Origin of the sequence: Arachidicoccus sp. BS20, assembly GCF_001659705.1 — a bacterium.
Classification (GTDB): domain Bacteria; phylum Bacteroidota; class Bacteroidia; order Chitinophagales; family Chitinophagaceae; genus Arachidicoccus.
Genome location: NZ_CP015971.1, coordinates 3,432,154 through 3,447,868, shown reverse-complemented (window position 1 = coordinate 3,447,868; position 15,715 = coordinate 3,432,154). Strand labels below are relative to the sequence as shown.

Here is a 15,715-nt window from a genome sequence, read left to right as displayed (position 1 = left end):
GCAATTATTGATTAAGCATGTCGGTAAAGCGCTTTTTGAAATAGTTGTCGAGCAACTGGCTTTTCAAAGAAGCATAATTTTCTTTGTCGGAAACATTGCCATAAACATCCTGATAAAGAGCAAAACGTCCTGCATCAGACAGAAACAAAGTTCCTAATTGCTTTACTTGCTGTGTAGTAATACATTTCCCTTTTAAAGACTTGTCCACAAGCGCCAGCATAGCATCGTCATTACTTTTGCCAATCATTTTCTTTTGCAGCTTAGCCAACTCTTTGTCCGACACCGGATTGTCGCAGGGCGTAGCCGCCGCCGATGTTTCAATTGACTGAGAAGCAATATTATCGTCCGCGCTTTTTATGTCTGTATTATCTTTTTTATAAAATGGGTTGTTTACATCTTTGGAAGTGTCTCCGGCAGCATCGCTGTTGGCTTCCATATTTAATAAATTTTCCTCCCGCTGTTTTTTATTTCTTTTTTGATGTTTCGACGGAGTGTTGCTGCTTTCAACGGTATCACCGCTATCTGTATTAGTAAACAAAGCCAAACTATTATTATTACTCTGCTCCGTTTTCGAACTTGATGATTCATCTTCATTATCGCCGGAAGCATTTGCTGTTTGGGGCTGCGCCGATACTTTCCCCGGAATCACAATTTGTACTGTATCTGTCGAACGGGTATTGAACAGGACAAAAGTCATTTGCTGACTGCCACCGCTGTTGGTTTCGGACGATTTGATAACACCATATGTTTCATTCGTATCGCCCAAATCGCCGGCTTTCAGGTTACTGTCCGTAGATGCCGCAATCACAGCTTTGGTATCTTCCTGCGGATTTTTTCCAAAATTATCGGCAACTGTTTTTTCTACCGGAGCGCTCATAACCGCTTTGGGTGTCGCTGCAACCGCCGGTTTGTTCAAAGTTGAATCGTTTGCTGCCGAAGAAAGCATATCTCCAAAAGCGGAAGATGTCTGCGTACTGTTCTGCTGTGGGTTTGCAGAAGCTGTATTAGTCTCCGCCGTATTTGTTCCAATGTATTGGTCTTCCAATGTGGTAACTCCGCCGGATGCAACAAATTTCCGGGACTGAAGGTCTAACAAGCCTAAATTGCCCTCATCGTTTTTTTGCAAAGAATATCCCACATCAGCATTATTTACCACACAGGTAAAATTTTGCTCCGGTGCAGATTGTTTTGGGAAACCTATTCTTAAATTATAGCTCCCGTTTTTCAGCTTGGGAATAATTAAATAACCAATGGTAGATGAACTATATACTTTACTATTGAGAATAACGTAAAAGGGCTGTTTACTTTTTGCCTGTATATATATAAAATGATTGCTGTTGACATCTTGCGCATGAGCGGCAAAATCAAACGCACAAAGGAACACAACAAGTGATAAGATAATCTTTTTTAACAAAGTATAATTCATGTAGTCTTTAATTTCAAAACAAAAATAGTTGCATACACCGAGTTACCAACAAAACTTATGCTAAATTTAATGCTGAAGCTTTTCTCCATAAGCCAAATCGCCGGCATCGCCCAATCCGGGAATAATATAACCTTTTTCATTCAGCACAGTATCTATGTCTCCGCACCAAAGACAAATATCCTCTCCCAGAACCTCTTTCAATTTTTCAATTCCCCGTGTACAGGCAATCGCGGCTACAATATAGATTTTTGAAGGCGTACCCAATTTTTTTAAAGCAACAATCGTTTTCGCAAGAGAAGTTCCCGTTGCCAGCATAGGGTCTGAAATAATCAATACGCGGTTTTCGATGGACGGGCTGCTTACATAATCCAACACAATGTCAAAACTACCATCAGCGTTATGCTTTCGAAACGCCGATACAAAGGCATTATCCGCTTTATCAAAATAATTGAGCACTCCCTGGTGCATTGCCAAGCCTGCACGCAAAATGGTAGCAACAATAGGCTGCTCACTCAATATCTTACTCCTGTGAATACCCAACGGCGTTTGCACTTCGGTCTCTTTCCACGGCAATAATTTACTGATTTCAAATGCCGCGACCTCTCCTATTCGCTCCAGATTCCGGCGGAAACGCAACCGGTCGTCATGCACTTTTACATCACGCAATTCGCTTACCCAGTTACTTACAAGGCTGTGTTTTTCGCTTAAATTCACTATCATGCAGCTAAGATAATTGATATTTATGAATAAAGATTTTAAACGCCTAACAAGTTGCTGAAGCGGGATTATTTTACCGATATTTAAATTTTCGTTACCAATATATAAATGAATCTTTATCTTTGCAGATGGGTGTATGGTATCTACTCAGTTGATTAAGTATTTTTGATAGAACTTGTTAAGTGTAATTTTTTTCCACTTAAAGGTGTTCTATATTATTTTTTTATTATTTCATAAAGGTATTACGACTATACCTGTGTTGTAGATTAAGTCATTCCGGGTTCACAAGAAGGTTTATTAAATGGCAATAAAACTTTTATAACAACGAGGCGAATGCAGAAGAATTTAAAAACAAAAATTGCCGAGTTTAAAGATGCGACAGCAATTAAAGAAAAAGGGCTTTACCCTTATTTCCGTGCTATCGAATCGGGGCAAGACACAGAGGTGTATATTAAAGGCAAAAAAGTATTGATGTTTGGTTCCAATTCCTATTTAGGACTGACCAGCCATCCCAAAATCAAAGAAGCGTCTATGCTTGCCGTAGCAAAATATGGTACAGGCTGTGCAGGTTCACGCTTTTTGAACGGCACACTTGACATTCATATTGAATTGGAAAAGCGGCTGGCAAAGTTCGTGGGCAAAGAAGATGCGCTGCTTTTCAGCACAGGTTTTCAGGTAAACCTCGGAGTACTTTCCAGCATTGTCGGTCGCAATGATTACTTGATTCTGGATGAATATGACCATGCTTCCATTATCGACGGTTCTCGCTTGTCTTTTGCAAAAACATTGAAATATCGCCACAACGATATGGAAGATTTGGAAGCCAAGCTCCGGCAGCTTCCCGATAATATTGTTAAGCTAATTGCAGTTGACGGAATATTTTCCATGGAAGGCGATATTGTAAAATTACCCGAAATTGTAGAACTCTCTAAAAAATACGGCGCCAATATTTATGTAGATGATGCGCACAGTCTCGGCGTCATTGGTTTCAAAGGCGCGGGCACAGCTTCGCATTTCGGCTTGACGGACGATGTGGACATGATAATGGGAACATTCAGCAAATCATTTGCATCGCTCGGCGGTTTTGTAGCTGCCGATGCCGAAACAATCGATTATCTGAAGCACCGTGCACGTTCTGTGCTTTTCAGCGCGAGCATGACACCGGCTTCCGTTGCAAGCGTAATTGCAGCTTTGGACATTTTGGAATCGGAACCCGAACATATAGAAAGATTGTGGGACAATACAAACCATGCTAAAAAATTACTGATAGATGCAGGTTTCGACATCGGACCAACCGAAAGCCCTATTCTTCCTATTTATGTAAGAAATCCGGATAAGACTTTTCTGCTTACCAAATATTTGCTTGAAGAAGGCATCTTCGTCAATCCCGTTGTAGCGCCTGCAGTTCCGCCCGACGATTCACTGATTCGCTTTTCGTTAATGGCAACACATACTTTTGCACAAATTGAAGAAGCAGTAGAGAAAATTTCAGGTGTAGCAAAGCGCATCGGCATTGAATCAAACCATGTGCTGTCTCAAAAATTCGCTTAACCGAATAATACGAGTAAAGTTTGTTCAAAAGCTATTTTGAAATACATTTGCATAGTAACAATAACCGGAATTGCCTAAGTTCGTTTGTCATTAAAATAACGAGAACTTAGGCAATTTCATCTTTTAAACCACAAACAAATTTTTTCGGAATGAAGAAAATAGTGCCTGCAAATTCAGCAAAGCAATTGAAACTGTTTGTAGATTTTCCACACGATTTGTACAAAAACGACTCAAATTATGTTCCCGAATTATTCATTGCACAAAGAGATTTGTTGACGCCGGGCAAGCATCCTTTTCACGAAAATGGCGAAATTCAAAAATTTCTTGCTTATGACGAAGACAAAATTGTAGGAAGAATTGCCGCAATCATCAACAAAAACCACAATAAATATTACAATAGCAACGACGGCTTCTTCGGTTTTTTCGATTGTATCGATGACAGCGAAACTGCCAGGCTTTTATTTGATGAAGCTGCAAAATGGCTGAAAGACAAAGGCGTTACGGGGAAAATAATAGGACCGGTAAACCCTTCAACTAATGAACCTTGCGGTTTACAAACCGAAGGCTTCGATAGTCCGTCAAAAATAATGATGACCTACAACGCACCCTATTATCAGCATTTGGTAGAAGAAAACGGTTTCACAAAGCAAACGGATATTTTGGCTTACCAGTTTCTAAAAGCCACCTACAACGATACCCGTATGCGGCGACTGCACGATTTGATGCAAAAACGTTTGCACGACCGCAACATTACCATTCGCAAAATCAATATGAAAGATTTTAAGAATGAAGCCGCAAAAATCAAAGGCGTCTATAATTCGGCCTGGGATAAAAATCTTGGTTTTTCGCCGCTTACAGATACAGAATTTGCCTACATGGCAAAAGATATGAAACTGGTGCTTGACCCCGACTATTGCGTTGTAGCAGAGCATGAAGGTAAAATTATAGGATTTGCCCTGGCTTTGCCGAATATCAATGAAACGCTGATAAAAGTGAAACGCGGACGATTATTTCCCACAGGAATTTTCAAGTTACTTACAGGAAAAAACAAAGTAAAATCTTTGCGCATTCTGCTGCTTGGGGTAGTGGAAGGTTACCGCAAAGCGGGCATTGAAATGAATTTTTATTCAACTATTATTGACAATGTTGTCAAAAGCAATCGCATCGAAGAGGTAGAAGCATCATGGATTTTGGAAGATAATTTGCTTATGCGCAAAGCTATTGAAGACATCAACGGAAAAATTTACAAACGTTACAGAATTTACGAAAAACAAATATGAGTGAAAAAAGATTGCTGATAACCGGCGCAAATGGCTTTGTGGGTTCGCATTTGGTCGAAATGGCATTGCAAAAAGGCTATAAAGTATTTGCCGCCGTGCGCAAAAGCAGCAATCTTGATGCACTCAAAGGGTTGAACATTTCGTATGTTTATCCCGATTATTTTAATGAAGAGAAATTAATTGAACTTCTCAAAGAAAATAATATCACACACATCGCACACGTTGCGGGAACTACCAAAGCAAAAACGCAAAACGATTATAACAAATCGAATGCACAACTCTCTGTAAACCTTGCCAATGCCGCTTTACAGGCAAATAAAGATTTGCAGAAATTTGTTTTTGTAAGTAGTCTTGCGGCAATGGGACCTTCGGAAAATAATGAATTGATTACAGAAAATTCCGTTGCACATCCCATTACTTTTTACGGAAAAAGCAAATTGCTTTCCGAACAGGAATTAACTAAAATAAATTCGCTCCCTTTAATTTCCCTTCGCCCGACAGCAGTTTATGGACCAAGAGAAAAAGATTTGCTGATGATTATTCAAATGGTCAAAAAAGGCTGGGAACTTTACATTGGCAAAGCACCGCAACAATTGACATTTATTCATGTTACGGACGTCTGCAACGCTATTATTCTTTCATTGGAAAGCGGCAAAAACGGCGGAGCCTATATTCTTACCGATGGCAACAATTATGACCGTTACGAGTTTGCCAATATCGCAAAAAATATACTGCATAAAAAAACAATCAAGTTGCATATTCCCAACTCACTGGTTACATCCGGCGTTACTTACATGGAAAAATTGTTTCCTCGCCGAAATTCTATTCTGAACAAAGACAAATTGCAGGAACTTACATCCGGCTGGCAATGTAACATTGATAAAGTAAAAGAGGATTTAGGTTTTACACCTGAATACAATTTACAAAGCGGCTTACAGCAAACAATTGACTGGCTGCTTAGCAGTAAGCAATTATAGCAGCAATCAATCAGGAACTTTGTCGGTTTCTTGTAATAAACTTAAAAACAAAGTTAAACGCTTGTTTAATTTAAACAATTGTTTAACTTTGCAGCCGATTTGTATAAACCCTTGTAAGGCGCTTAACTTATCAAAGAAATGCTGATACATAAAATCATCTCGACCTTTTTCGGAGTCGGCTTTGTAAAGAAAGGCGGAGGAACTGTTGCAGCGCTTATCACGGTTTTAATTTGGTATGGGGTTTCAACAAAACTCGATATTGGTATTTTTACACAAATCATTATCATCGTCGTTCTTTTTGTATTGGGCGTATGGAGCAGCAATAAAGTAGAAGCCATCTGGGGCAAAGACAGCTACCGTGTAGTGCTGGACGAGGTTTTAGGAATGTGTGTTGCTTTATTTGTGATTCCGGTAACATGGCAAACGGCATTGGCGGCATTGATTTTGTTCAGGGTGTTTGACATTGCAAAACCCTTCTACATCCGCAGGATGGAAAAATTCCCGGGTGGTTGGGGCGTTATGGCAGACGATGTATTGGCCGGCATTTATGCGAATATTATTTTACAATTAATACTTGTGTTTCATTTGTTATAGATGATTACTTTTTTAAAAGCGCAGGCATCTGCAATAGGTTCAACGGCAATAGATTTTATCACAACAATGCTTTTGGTAGAATTGATTGGCGTACCCAAAATTGAAGCAAGAGTTATCGGGTTAATTGTGGGTGGCGCAGCTAATTTTTTTGTAAACAAAAAATGGGTTTTCGAAAAACACAATAAAGTGGCAATAAGACTGGTAAGATATATCTTAGTATGGGGCGGAAATTTTTTGCTCAACTACTACGGTTACAGAGCAATGTTAATTGCATTTCCGGCGCTGCCTTATTGGGTTTCAATGGCAATTGTGGCAACAACAGTCGGTATATTTTATAATTATCTTTTGCAAAGAAGATTTGTTTTTAAATAAGAAACGCTTACATGAATTTTCATTCTCAAGCTATTTTTAAAAGAATTTTTTTAATTCTTTCAATAGTATTTTCTTTAAGTTATTTGGCAAATGCTCAATCATCGTCCATCATTATACGAGGCACGGTGGTGGATTCGGCAACGCGCGCTCCTATTGCAAATGTGAGCGTATATTTCAAAGGTTCCGGAGGAGTACGCACCGATTCTTCCGGGCATTATTCTTTAATTGCTTCGCAGAAATTTCTTACGAATACGCATCTCGAGTTTTCGTACATAGGCTATAAAACAAGCTCTCTGAACATTAATTTTAATGTTGCAGAGCAAGAAGTGAATATGGCACTCAATGCAGATTCTCGCTCGCTGCAAGATGTAACCGTAGGCAATACCAAACGGAAATACCGTAACAAAGGAAATCCGGCAGTAGAACTGATAAGACAAGTAATCGCACACCGCGACGAAAACAGAATGAACTCGTATGAATATGCGCAGTATAGCGAATACGACAAAATGGTAATGTCCATCAGCAATTTTTCCGAAAAAATAAAAGACTCCAAATTCATGCAGAAATACAAGTTTCTGCTGGACAATCAAGATACGACAACAGTTCCCGGCAAAAGCATCGTACCTATTTATTTAGATGAAGTAAGCTCGCAGAATTATTACAGGAAGAAGCCCGAAAATTCCAAAAAAATTATTACGGGACACAATACGGTAGATTTTGGCGACTTCATAGATACAAAAGGTATTACAAGCTGGCTCAAAGCCTTGTATGCCGATGTGGATATTTATGACAATAATATTACGCTTTTTACCAACCAATTCCTCAGTCCTATTTCCAATATGGCGCCCACATTTTATATGTTCTTTCTGGGCGATACCGTAATGATTGACGGCGTTAAGCAAGTGCAACTTTCTTTTCAGCCGCGCAATCCGCAGGATATGCTCTTCAGAGGAACGATGTATGTAACACTTGACGGGCACTATGCCGTACAACGTGTAAGACTTTATTCGCCCAATGGCATCAACTTTAACTTCCTGCGCTCAATGCGTATCCAGCTTGATTTCACAAGGCGCAACGATGGAAAATACCTGCTTACAAAAAGCGATATTGTAGGCGACTTCGGTATTTTCAAAAAAGGCATGGGTTTATACGGCGAGCGCGTAGTGATGTATAAAGATTTTGATATTAACAAAGAAATACCTTCCGCTATCTTTAAGGGTTCAAGTGAAATAGTACAGGATTCCGCCATGAATCAAAGTTCCGAATTTTGGGCACAAAACCGTTTTGATACTTTAACAAGAGCAGAATCGCTCACATACCAAAACGTTGATAGTTTGTCGCACATGAAATCGTTCAGAAACCTGATGGACTGGCTTACATTTTTCCTCGCAGGTTACAAACAGGTGGGTCCGGCAGAAGTAGGTCCGGCAAATGCGTTTTATAGTTTCAATCCGGTCGAAGGTTTCCGTTTAAGACTTGGCGGTCGTACCACGCCGCGTTTGAGCAAGCGATACTATTTTGAAGGTTATGGTGCTTATGGCTTTAAAGATAAACGCTGGAAATATTTCGGAAGCGCCACCTATTCTATCAATAACAAATCTATTTACCAGTTCCCGCAAAACTATGTGCGCGTAAGCTATCAAAAGGAAACGCAAATTCCCGGACAACAATTACAATTTGTACAGGAAAATAACTTCTTACTTTCGTTCAAGCGTGGCAATAACGACAAATGGCTGTACAACAATTTCTTTAAAATAGATTACGTAAAAGAGTTTCAAAACCATTTTTCGTGGGATTTGAATTACACATATTGGAAACAGTTTGCAGCCGGCACACTGGCATTTTTGTATCCCAACCAGCCGGTACCGCCGCTGAGCCAACAAAGTATAACATCGAGCAGTATAAATCTTACGCTACGCTATGCGCCGCACGAAATATTTTATCAGGGGAAGATTTACCGCGTTCCGTTACTCAACCAACATCCAATATTTCAATTGAAATATACGGCAGGTTTCAAAGGATTTTTGGGCGGACAATACAATTATAACAACATAGACGCAAACATTTTCAAACGCTTCCTGTTGTCGCAATTCGGCTATGCCGATTTTACCTTGGCAGGCGGATATATGTTTGGTAAGCTGCCATACCCTTTGCTCCAGTTGCCGCATGCCAACCAAACATACGCCTATCAGTTGCAGTCGTACAACCTCATGAACTTTTTGGAATTTGCCAGCGACCACTATGTAAGTCTAATGGGCGATTATTATCTTAACGGATTTCTGTTTAATAAAATACCTTTGCTGAAAAAACTGAAATTCCGTGAAGTAGTTGAAGGAAAGGTTTTATATGGTGGATTGCGCGACGAGAATAATCCGGCAAAAAATCCCAACCAAATGTTGTTCCCTACAACAAACGGATTGCCGAGTACCTTTCCTCTGGGTAAAACACCTTATGTAGAGGGCGGCTTCGGCATAATGAATATTTTAAAACTGATAAGAATCGATTACATACACCGTTTCACGTATTTGAATCATCCGGAGATTCCAACAAACGGTATCCGGGTATTAATCGTTCCTAATTTTTAATTTTGCATTGTATGAGATAAAGCATAAATAATGCATAGTTCTTATCCAACCATTGAAAAAATAAAAATATACGGATGAAATTAAGAGACCGTCTGCAATTGGGTATTTATAAAGTAATCAATCCGTTTGTACGATTGCTTATCAGGTGCGGGATTACACCGAATGGCGTGAGTATAATCGGGTTGATTCTCAACATTGGGGTAGCCGTGATTTTTATTTTTGGTGCAGAATCAGATGGCAGGTCTCATGGCGACCTTAAAGCCTTAGGTTGGGCAGGTGGATTGATTTTATTTGCGGGATTATTTGATATGCTCGACGGGCAGGTAGCACGCATTGGAAAAATGTCTTCGACTTTCGGTGCGTTTTTAGATTCTGTTTTGGACAGATATAGCGAGCTCATACTATTTTTAGGTATTTGCTATTATCTTATCGCGAAACATTATTTCTTAAGCTCTTTGTTTGCATTCATCGCGATGATTGGTTCGATGATGGTAAGTTATACACGTGCAAGAAGTGAAGGATTGGGCATACAAAATAAAGGCGGTCTGATGCAACGTCCCGAAAGAGTAGTGTTGATAGGCGTGTCGGCGATTGCCTGTGGTATAGCTTCGCATTTCATTAGCGGCGATTATAAATTGTACGTACAGGGAGTCAAATATCATATTTTTGAAACAATGTCTATTTTTACCATTCCTATTACGGTAATGGCGGTGCTTACAAACATTACGGCTGTCAGGAGAATGCGCGATGCAAAAAGACAATTGGACAAGCTGGATGAAGAAAAAAGATTGAAGAATGAATAAGGAGTTTAACCCGAAGAATTGGTTTAAAAATATATTTTTGTTACTATTGCTTGGAAGCCTCACCTTACAAGGCTTTGCACAAAAAACGATTGTGCGTGAAGGAATCGCTTATCCCATTCCGCCAAGTGAGCCAAACAGAATGTTCTATTTGCAAAGAACACCCAATACAAATACAATCGCGTGTGATTTGAATATCGTAAACGGACAATTAGATACCGATAAACCCTTGACGACTTATTGGCTGCGTTACGGCGATTCGCCTAAAGGAGAAAAAAAGGAATTAAACTTTATTCAGCGTAAATTTGCCTACGGATTAAACATAAAAAAAATAAGCGATACCCGATATGAGTTTTGGTTTGTTTCTTACAAAAAATACCACATGTATCTTTTGAAAAACAAAGAGAACGAATGGAAGGTATATGGAAAAATCAATAACGAAGTTGCAGTAATGAACAGCATTTTTATTTACATCAAGGGCGGCTCGTTTTGGAATCCGCATGTAGTATATGTTGAAATTAAAGGCAACGACATTAAAACCGGTAACGAAGAAGTCGAACGTCTTACCAATGTGAAGAAAGAAGAAAGTTAAATTTACGGCTAAAAATTTAGGAGGAGAAAAAGGTCATGGCAAAAAATTTTGTTTCCAATTCGGAAGAATCAACAAGAATGTTCAAGAGCAGTTTTTTGGAAAGTTTGTCCAAAGTACATTTTACTGTTCCGTTATATATATTTATTCCCGCAATTGCTTTCTTCTCGTGGAAAGCCTTTGCAGCAGAGCATTGCAGCGGTTTATTCTTTTTGGAATACTATATAATCGGTTTAATTGTCTGGAGTTTGACGGAATATGTATTACACAGATTTATTTTCCATTTTGTACCAAAATCTTCATGGGGATTACGCCTGCATTTCATTTTTCATGGTGTACACCACGATTATCCAAAAGATAGATTAAGACTTGTAATGCCGCCGTCGGTAAGCATTCCGTTGGCAATTTTATTTTACTGGATTTTCTCATTATTCTTTTCAAAACCTGCATTATACAGTTTCTTTCCGGGTTTTATTACAGGATATTTGATTTACGATATGCTGCATTATGCCATGCATCACTACAATTTTAAATCTTCATTGATGAAAAAGATAAAGCAACACCATATGCTGCATCATTATCAGGATGAGAAAAAAGGGTTTGGTGTAAGCTCTTCTTTGTGGGACATCATTTTCGATTCAGGTTTTCCAAAGAAAAAAAACACCACACAAACACAAAAAACAGCATAATTATTTCTTTATAAAAAATCTTGATAGCACGTGCCGAACCTGAATAAGACGACCGTATATACCATAAAAAATTTCTTATTGACTTTCGGCATTTCAGCATTGTATCTTTTGCTTTGTTGTGTATTGATTGGCTATAAAACGGAACAGTCAATTTTAATTATTCTGTTCAATGTTTTGTATTATCTTACTTCGGGAACGAGAAAATTTATTCTTGCTTTTTCGGTGTTTATCGTGTTTTGGGTAATCTTCGATTTTATGAAAGCATTCCCAAACTATAAATTCAGTCAGGTTCATATTAAAGATATTTACAACCTGGATAAATCTTGGTTTGGCATCTTTGACAGCGGGAAAAAAGTTTCGCTGAATGAATATTTTTACGCACACCAAAAAATATTTCTTGATATTCTCGCAGGTTGTTTCTATTTGTGTTGGATGCCTGTTCCCATTCTGTTTGGCATATATTTATTCTACACAAAAAAGCGTGCAGGTTATATCAATTTTGCGCTAACATTTTTGTGGGTAAATCTCATCGGTTTTGTAATTTATTATGTTTGTCCGTCTGCGCCGCCATGGTACGTTCAGCTGCACGGATTTGCGTTCAACCCGCACACACCGGGCAATACAGCAGGTTTGGGAAGATTTGACGCTTATTTTCACTTAAATATTTTTCACGGGCTGTATGCACAAAGTTCCAACGTGTTTGCTGCCATGCCTTCGCTGCACGCATCTTATCCAACAGTTACGCTTTATCATGCTATCAAAAATAAACAACGCTGGTATGCGAAAATATTTTTTGCCATTATAATGCTTGGTATTTGGTTTACCGCTGTTTATGCAAGCCATCATTATTTGCTTGATGTGCTTGCCGGAATCGCTTGCGCTGTTGTAGGAATTATCTCATACAATTGGTTGTACAAAAAAGTAAACTTCGTTCATAAGTTTGTAGATGCGTATGTGAAGTTGGTAAGTTAATTATCCGTCCAATTCCACAATCTTCTCAAACACCGATTCATACTCACTTTCAGAAGATTTAAGCTTTGCAGAAAGCTGCGTATATTTATTTTCCAACTCTTTAAATTTCTCGGGCGAAGCATAAGTTTCCGGCGAAGACATTTCCAATTCCAAAGCTGTTTTTTCTTTGTTCAACTGATTGATTTGCTCTTCTAATTTTTCCAATTGTCGTTGCAGTTTTTGCAATTCTTTTTTCTGCTCACGGTCGAGATTATTTTGTGGTTCAGGTTTTTTTTCTTCTGTTTTTTTAACTGTAATATTTTCTGTTACAGTTTGTTTTTGCTGTGCAGTATTTTCTTTTTCGCGTTTCGCCATTAATTCTTTCCACTCAACATATTCGGCGTAAGTGCCTTTAAATTCTTTGATTTCATTGTCCACAATTTCCCAGATTTTATTTGCTGCTTTGGAAATAAAATAACGGTCGTGGCTTACAAAAATCAAACTGCCCTCGTATTTGTTTAAAGCCTGCGCGAGCAAATCAACCGAGTGCATATCCAAATGGTTCGTAGGTTCATCGAGCATTAAGAAATTGGATTTGCTTGCAATTACTTTTGCCAATGCCACGCGCGCTTTTTCGCCGCCGCTCAGGATTTTTATTTTCTTGTCAATATCATCGCCGCCAAACATAAATCCGCCTAACAGGCTGCGCAATTCCAAATCGGTTTTGCCGCTGCCGCAAAGCTGCATTTCTTCCAAAATGGTATTATCCAAATTCAAGCTTTCCAACTGGTGCTGCGCGTAAAAACTTTCTTCCACATTATGACCCCAAACCCGCTCGCCATCGAAGTTTTCGGCGTTTGCGATAATTCTTAACAAAGTAGATTTACCTTTTCCGTTGGCGCCGATTAAAGCAATTTTATCGCCGCGGTCAATTTCTGCGGAAGTATTTTTTACAATGATATTTTCGCCGAAAGATTTGGAAATATTTTTCAGCGAAGCAATAATTTTTCCGGGCTGTTTATCTATCTGGAAATTGATGCGCAGGTTTGGTCGCTCGATTTCAACAGCTTCGATGCGCTCGATTTTATCCAATCGTTTCATGGCCGATTGCGCCTGCGCAGCCTTTGTAGCTTTGGCTTTGAAGCGCTCAATAAAACGTTCTTGCTGACGAATATATTCCTGCTGGTTTTCATAAGCGCGCTGCTGAATTTCTATGCGTTGTTCTTTTTCAGTTTCGTAAAACTCATAATTGCCCGAATAAATATGTAATTGTTGTTGATACAATTCCACAATTTTATTGACCATGCGATTGAGGAAAAATTTATCGTGCGAAACGATGACCACGCTGCCTTTATAACCGGACAAATATTTTTCCAACCATTCAATACTCGGCAAGTCCAAGTGGTTCGTAGGTTCGTCAAGTAGCAATACATCAGGCTGTTGCAAAATCATCTTCGCGAGCAACACGCGCATACGCCAGCCTCCGCTGAATGTTTTATACGGACGATGCAATTGCTCATTGCTGAAACCCAAGCCGTGCAACACTTCTTCTGTTTTGTATTGAATGTTGTAACCGTCGAGCACGTCCATTTCGTGCAGGTAATCGGTATAAGTTTCTAATGATTTTTCATCATGATTTTTTTCCAGTTCAATGCCAATTCTTTCAATTTCTTTTTCCAAAAAACGCACGCGCTCAAACGCGCCCATCGCCACTTCGAGAATGGATTCGTTGGTATCAAAACTCAGCAAATCCTGATGCAAATAACCAATGGAAACATTTCTGCCGCGCTCAACTGTGCCGGCACTTGGCGTATATTCGCCCACAATCACTTTGAGCAAAGTAGATTTTCCCGTACCGTTATAGCCAATCAAGCCCACGCGGTCGCCGGGAAGTATGTGCCACGAAGCATCCGCGACAATAGTGCGCGCGCCAAACTCAAAAGTTACATTATTCAGTCCTACTAACATTGAACGCTTTTTTGGAAGCGCAAAGATAACTTGATTTATGATTTAAGATTTGGAGTTTTATTTTTCCAAAGTAAGAATGTGGTTGGCATCAGCAATATATAATTGATGGTCGAATAAAACAGAGTCGGGATAAGGAAGAACATAGCAAGCAGTAGAAACAATTCTTTTTGATTTAATGATTAATGTATCAATAGATAAATCTGCAATTTGCATATAAAAAGTATCTGTAAAAGAAGGAATTGGCGTTGCAAAATATTTTGAGGAAGAATAAACAGTAACAGGAAGCGTATCTTTTTGCGTAACGTTGTTTTCAAGCGGCACAAAAATATAAACCTTAAGTTGGTCTTTGGTATATTTCGGATTATCGGAGAAAAATAAATCTTGCGAAGTTGTTTTATCTATGAAATTAAACATTAACTGAGGTGCGTGTCCAATGGCTGTACATAATATTTCTTTATTATCTTTTTTACAAGAAAACAGGAATAAAGCAACAACTAATCCGATTTGGAATAATGTTCTTTTCATAATTATTCTTTTACATATGAAAACGCAACCGAAAATCATTCTGCTACACTTATAAAAAATATTTTTCAACTTTTCATTACCACGCCGAGCGGCAATACAATTTTCCCGTACACTTCATTCAGTACTTGCGCCAAACCCGTGTAAATAGCGGACAATCCGCATACGATGCCTTCGTAACCTGCAAACTTTCCAACGCTTCCATTGCCTGCAAATTCCGCATAGCCCAGCAGGAAAAATAAAATAACCAACGTGCCGAAAACGAATTGCAATGCGCGGTTCAATTTAAAAGTTGCAATGAACATTATGAGTGTGAACAGTCCCCAAATAAAAAGATAAACACCTAATGTATTGGCATCGGCAGAAGTGTCCCACCAACCGATTTTAGGCAACACCAGCAAGCCTACAAATGTGAGCCAGAAAAATCCGTAAGAAATAAATGCAGTCGCGGCAAATGTGTTGCCTTTTTTCCATTCCATAATACCCGCAATTACCTGCGCAATGCCGCCGTAAAAAATACCCATGGCAAGTATCATGCTGCTCAAAGAAATGAGTCCTGCGTTGTGAACATTCAACAATACGGTGGTCATTCCAAAGCCAAGTAAACCAAGCGGTGCGGGGTTGCCCGTTGTATCTTTTTTGATGATTTCGTTTTGCATAACAAACGTTTTTTAGCTTTTAGAAACCACTAAAT

The 15,715-nt window shown here is 39.0% G+C and carries 15 protein-coding genes; 10 read left to right on the top strand and 5 right to left on the bottom strand.

Annotation, left to right across the window (positions count from 1 at the left end; genetic code table 11):
• Nucleotides 1-4: 4 nt before the first annotated feature.
• Together A9P82_RS14995 and upp are read right to left on the bottom strand one after the other, a co-directional pair.
• Nucleotides 5-1,426, bottom strand: coding sequence for a DUF4476 domain-containing protein (locus A9P82_RS14995; RefSeq protein ID WP_066209286.1), 1,422 nt, complete (start codon nucleotides 1,424-1,426; stop codon nucleotides 5-7).
• 66 nt (nucleotides 1,427-1,492) lie between these two features.
• Entirely contained in the window at nucleotides 1,493-2,146 is a 654-nt protein-coding gene (gene upp, locus A9P82_RS14990) for a uracil phosphoribosyltransferase (protein ID WP_066209285.1), read from the bottom strand.
• Between the two features lie 330 nt (nucleotides 2,147-2,476).
• On the opposite strand from upp, the gene spt reads away from it, so the two are divergent.
• The 10 genes from spt to A9P82_RS14940 all read left to right on the top strand — a co-directional run bounded on the left by spt (nucleotide 2,477) and on the right by A9P82_RS14940 (nucleotide 12,552).
• The gene (gene spt, locus A9P82_RS14985; protein ID WP_066209282.1) at nucleotides 2,477-3,694 is read left to right on the top strand and encodes a serine palmitoyltransferase; all 1,218 of its coding nucleotides are present in this window, start codon (nucleotides 2,477-2,479) and stop codon (nucleotides 3,692-3,694) included.
• A gap of 149 nt (nucleotides 3,695-3,843) precedes the next feature.
• Nucleotides 3,844-4,974, top strand: coding sequence for a GNAT family N-acetyltransferase (locus tag A9P82_RS14980; protein WP_066209278.1), 1,131 nt, complete (start codon nucleotides 3,844-3,846; stop codon nucleotides 4,972-4,974).
• On the top strand, nucleotides 4,971-5,951 hold the full coding sequence (locus A9P82_RS14975) for an NAD-dependent epimerase/dehydratase family protein (protein WP_066209275.1): 981 nt from the start codon (nucleotides 4,971-4,973) through the stop codon (nucleotides 5,949-5,951). Before A9P82_RS14980 ends, A9P82_RS14975 begins: the two co-directional genes overlap by 4 nt.
• Nucleotides 5,952-6,089: 138 nt before the next feature.
• Complete coding sequence (locus A9P82_RS14970; protein ID WP_066209272.1) at nucleotides 6,090-6,545, top strand: phosphatidylglycerophosphatase A family protein; 456 nt, start codon at nucleotides 6,090-6,092, stop codon at nucleotides 6,543-6,545.
• Nucleotides 6,546-6,917, top strand: a complete 372-nt coding sequence (locus A9P82_RS14965; RefSeq protein WP_066209268.1) for a GtrA family protein — start codon at nucleotides 6,546-6,548, stop codon at nucleotides 6,915-6,917.
• Nucleotides 6,918-6,928: 11 nt separating this feature from the next.
• On the top strand, nucleotides 6,929-9,502 hold the full coding sequence (locus tag A9P82_RS14960; protein ID WP_066209264.1) for a DUF5686 and carboxypeptidase-like regulatory domain-containing protein: 2,574 nt from the start codon (nucleotides 6,929-6,931) through the stop codon (nucleotides 9,500-9,502).
• 74 nt (nucleotides 9,503-9,576) lie between these two features.
• Nucleotides 9,577-10,305 carry a CDP-alcohol phosphatidyltransferase family protein gene (locus tag A9P82_RS14955; protein ID WP_066209261.1) on the top strand — a complete coding sequence of 243 codons (729 nt, stop codon included), beginning with the start codon at nucleotides 9,577-9,579 and terminating at the stop codon, nucleotides 10,303-10,305.
• Nucleotides 10,298-10,894, top strand: a complete 597-nt coding sequence (locus tag A9P82_RS14950; RefSeq protein ID WP_066209258.1) for a DUF4833 domain-containing protein — start codon at nucleotides 10,298-10,300, stop codon at nucleotides 10,892-10,894. Before A9P82_RS14955 ends, A9P82_RS14950 begins: the two co-directional genes overlap by 8 nt.
• A 35-nt stretch (nucleotides 10,895-10,929) precedes the next feature.
• Entirely contained in the window at nucleotides 10,930-11,580 is a 651-nt protein-coding gene (locus A9P82_RS14945; RefSeq protein ID WP_066209256.1) for a sterol desaturase family protein, read from the top strand.
• Nucleotides 11,581-11,610: 30 nt separating this feature from the next.
• Entirely contained in the window at nucleotides 11,611-12,552 is a 942-nt protein-coding gene (locus A9P82_RS14940) for a phosphatase PAP2 family protein (protein ID WP_082915376.1), read from the top strand.
• Here A9P82_RS14940 and A9P82_RS14935 read toward each other — a convergent pair whose 3' ends face one another.
• From A9P82_RS14935 to A9P82_RS14925, 3 genes are all read right to left on the bottom strand, one after another.
• Nucleotides 12,553-14,499, bottom strand: a complete 1,947-nt coding sequence (locus tag A9P82_RS14935) for an ABC-F family ATP-binding cassette domain-containing protein (RefSeq protein WP_066209253.1) — start codon at nucleotides 14,497-14,499, stop codon at nucleotides 12,553-12,555.
• 57 nt (nucleotides 14,500-14,556) lie between these two features.
• Nucleotides 14,557-15,024: a hypothetical protein gene (locus tag A9P82_RS14930; RefSeq protein WP_066209250.1), complete on the bottom strand. Its 468-nt coding sequence runs from the start codon at nucleotides 15,022-15,024 to the stop codon at nucleotides 14,557-14,559.
• A gap of 65 nt (nucleotides 15,025-15,089) precedes the next feature.
• Entirely contained in the window at nucleotides 15,090-15,680 is a 591-nt protein-coding gene (locus A9P82_RS14925; protein WP_066209247.1) for an acetate uptake transporter, read from the bottom strand.
• Nucleotides 15,681-15,715 lie beyond the last annotated feature (35 nt).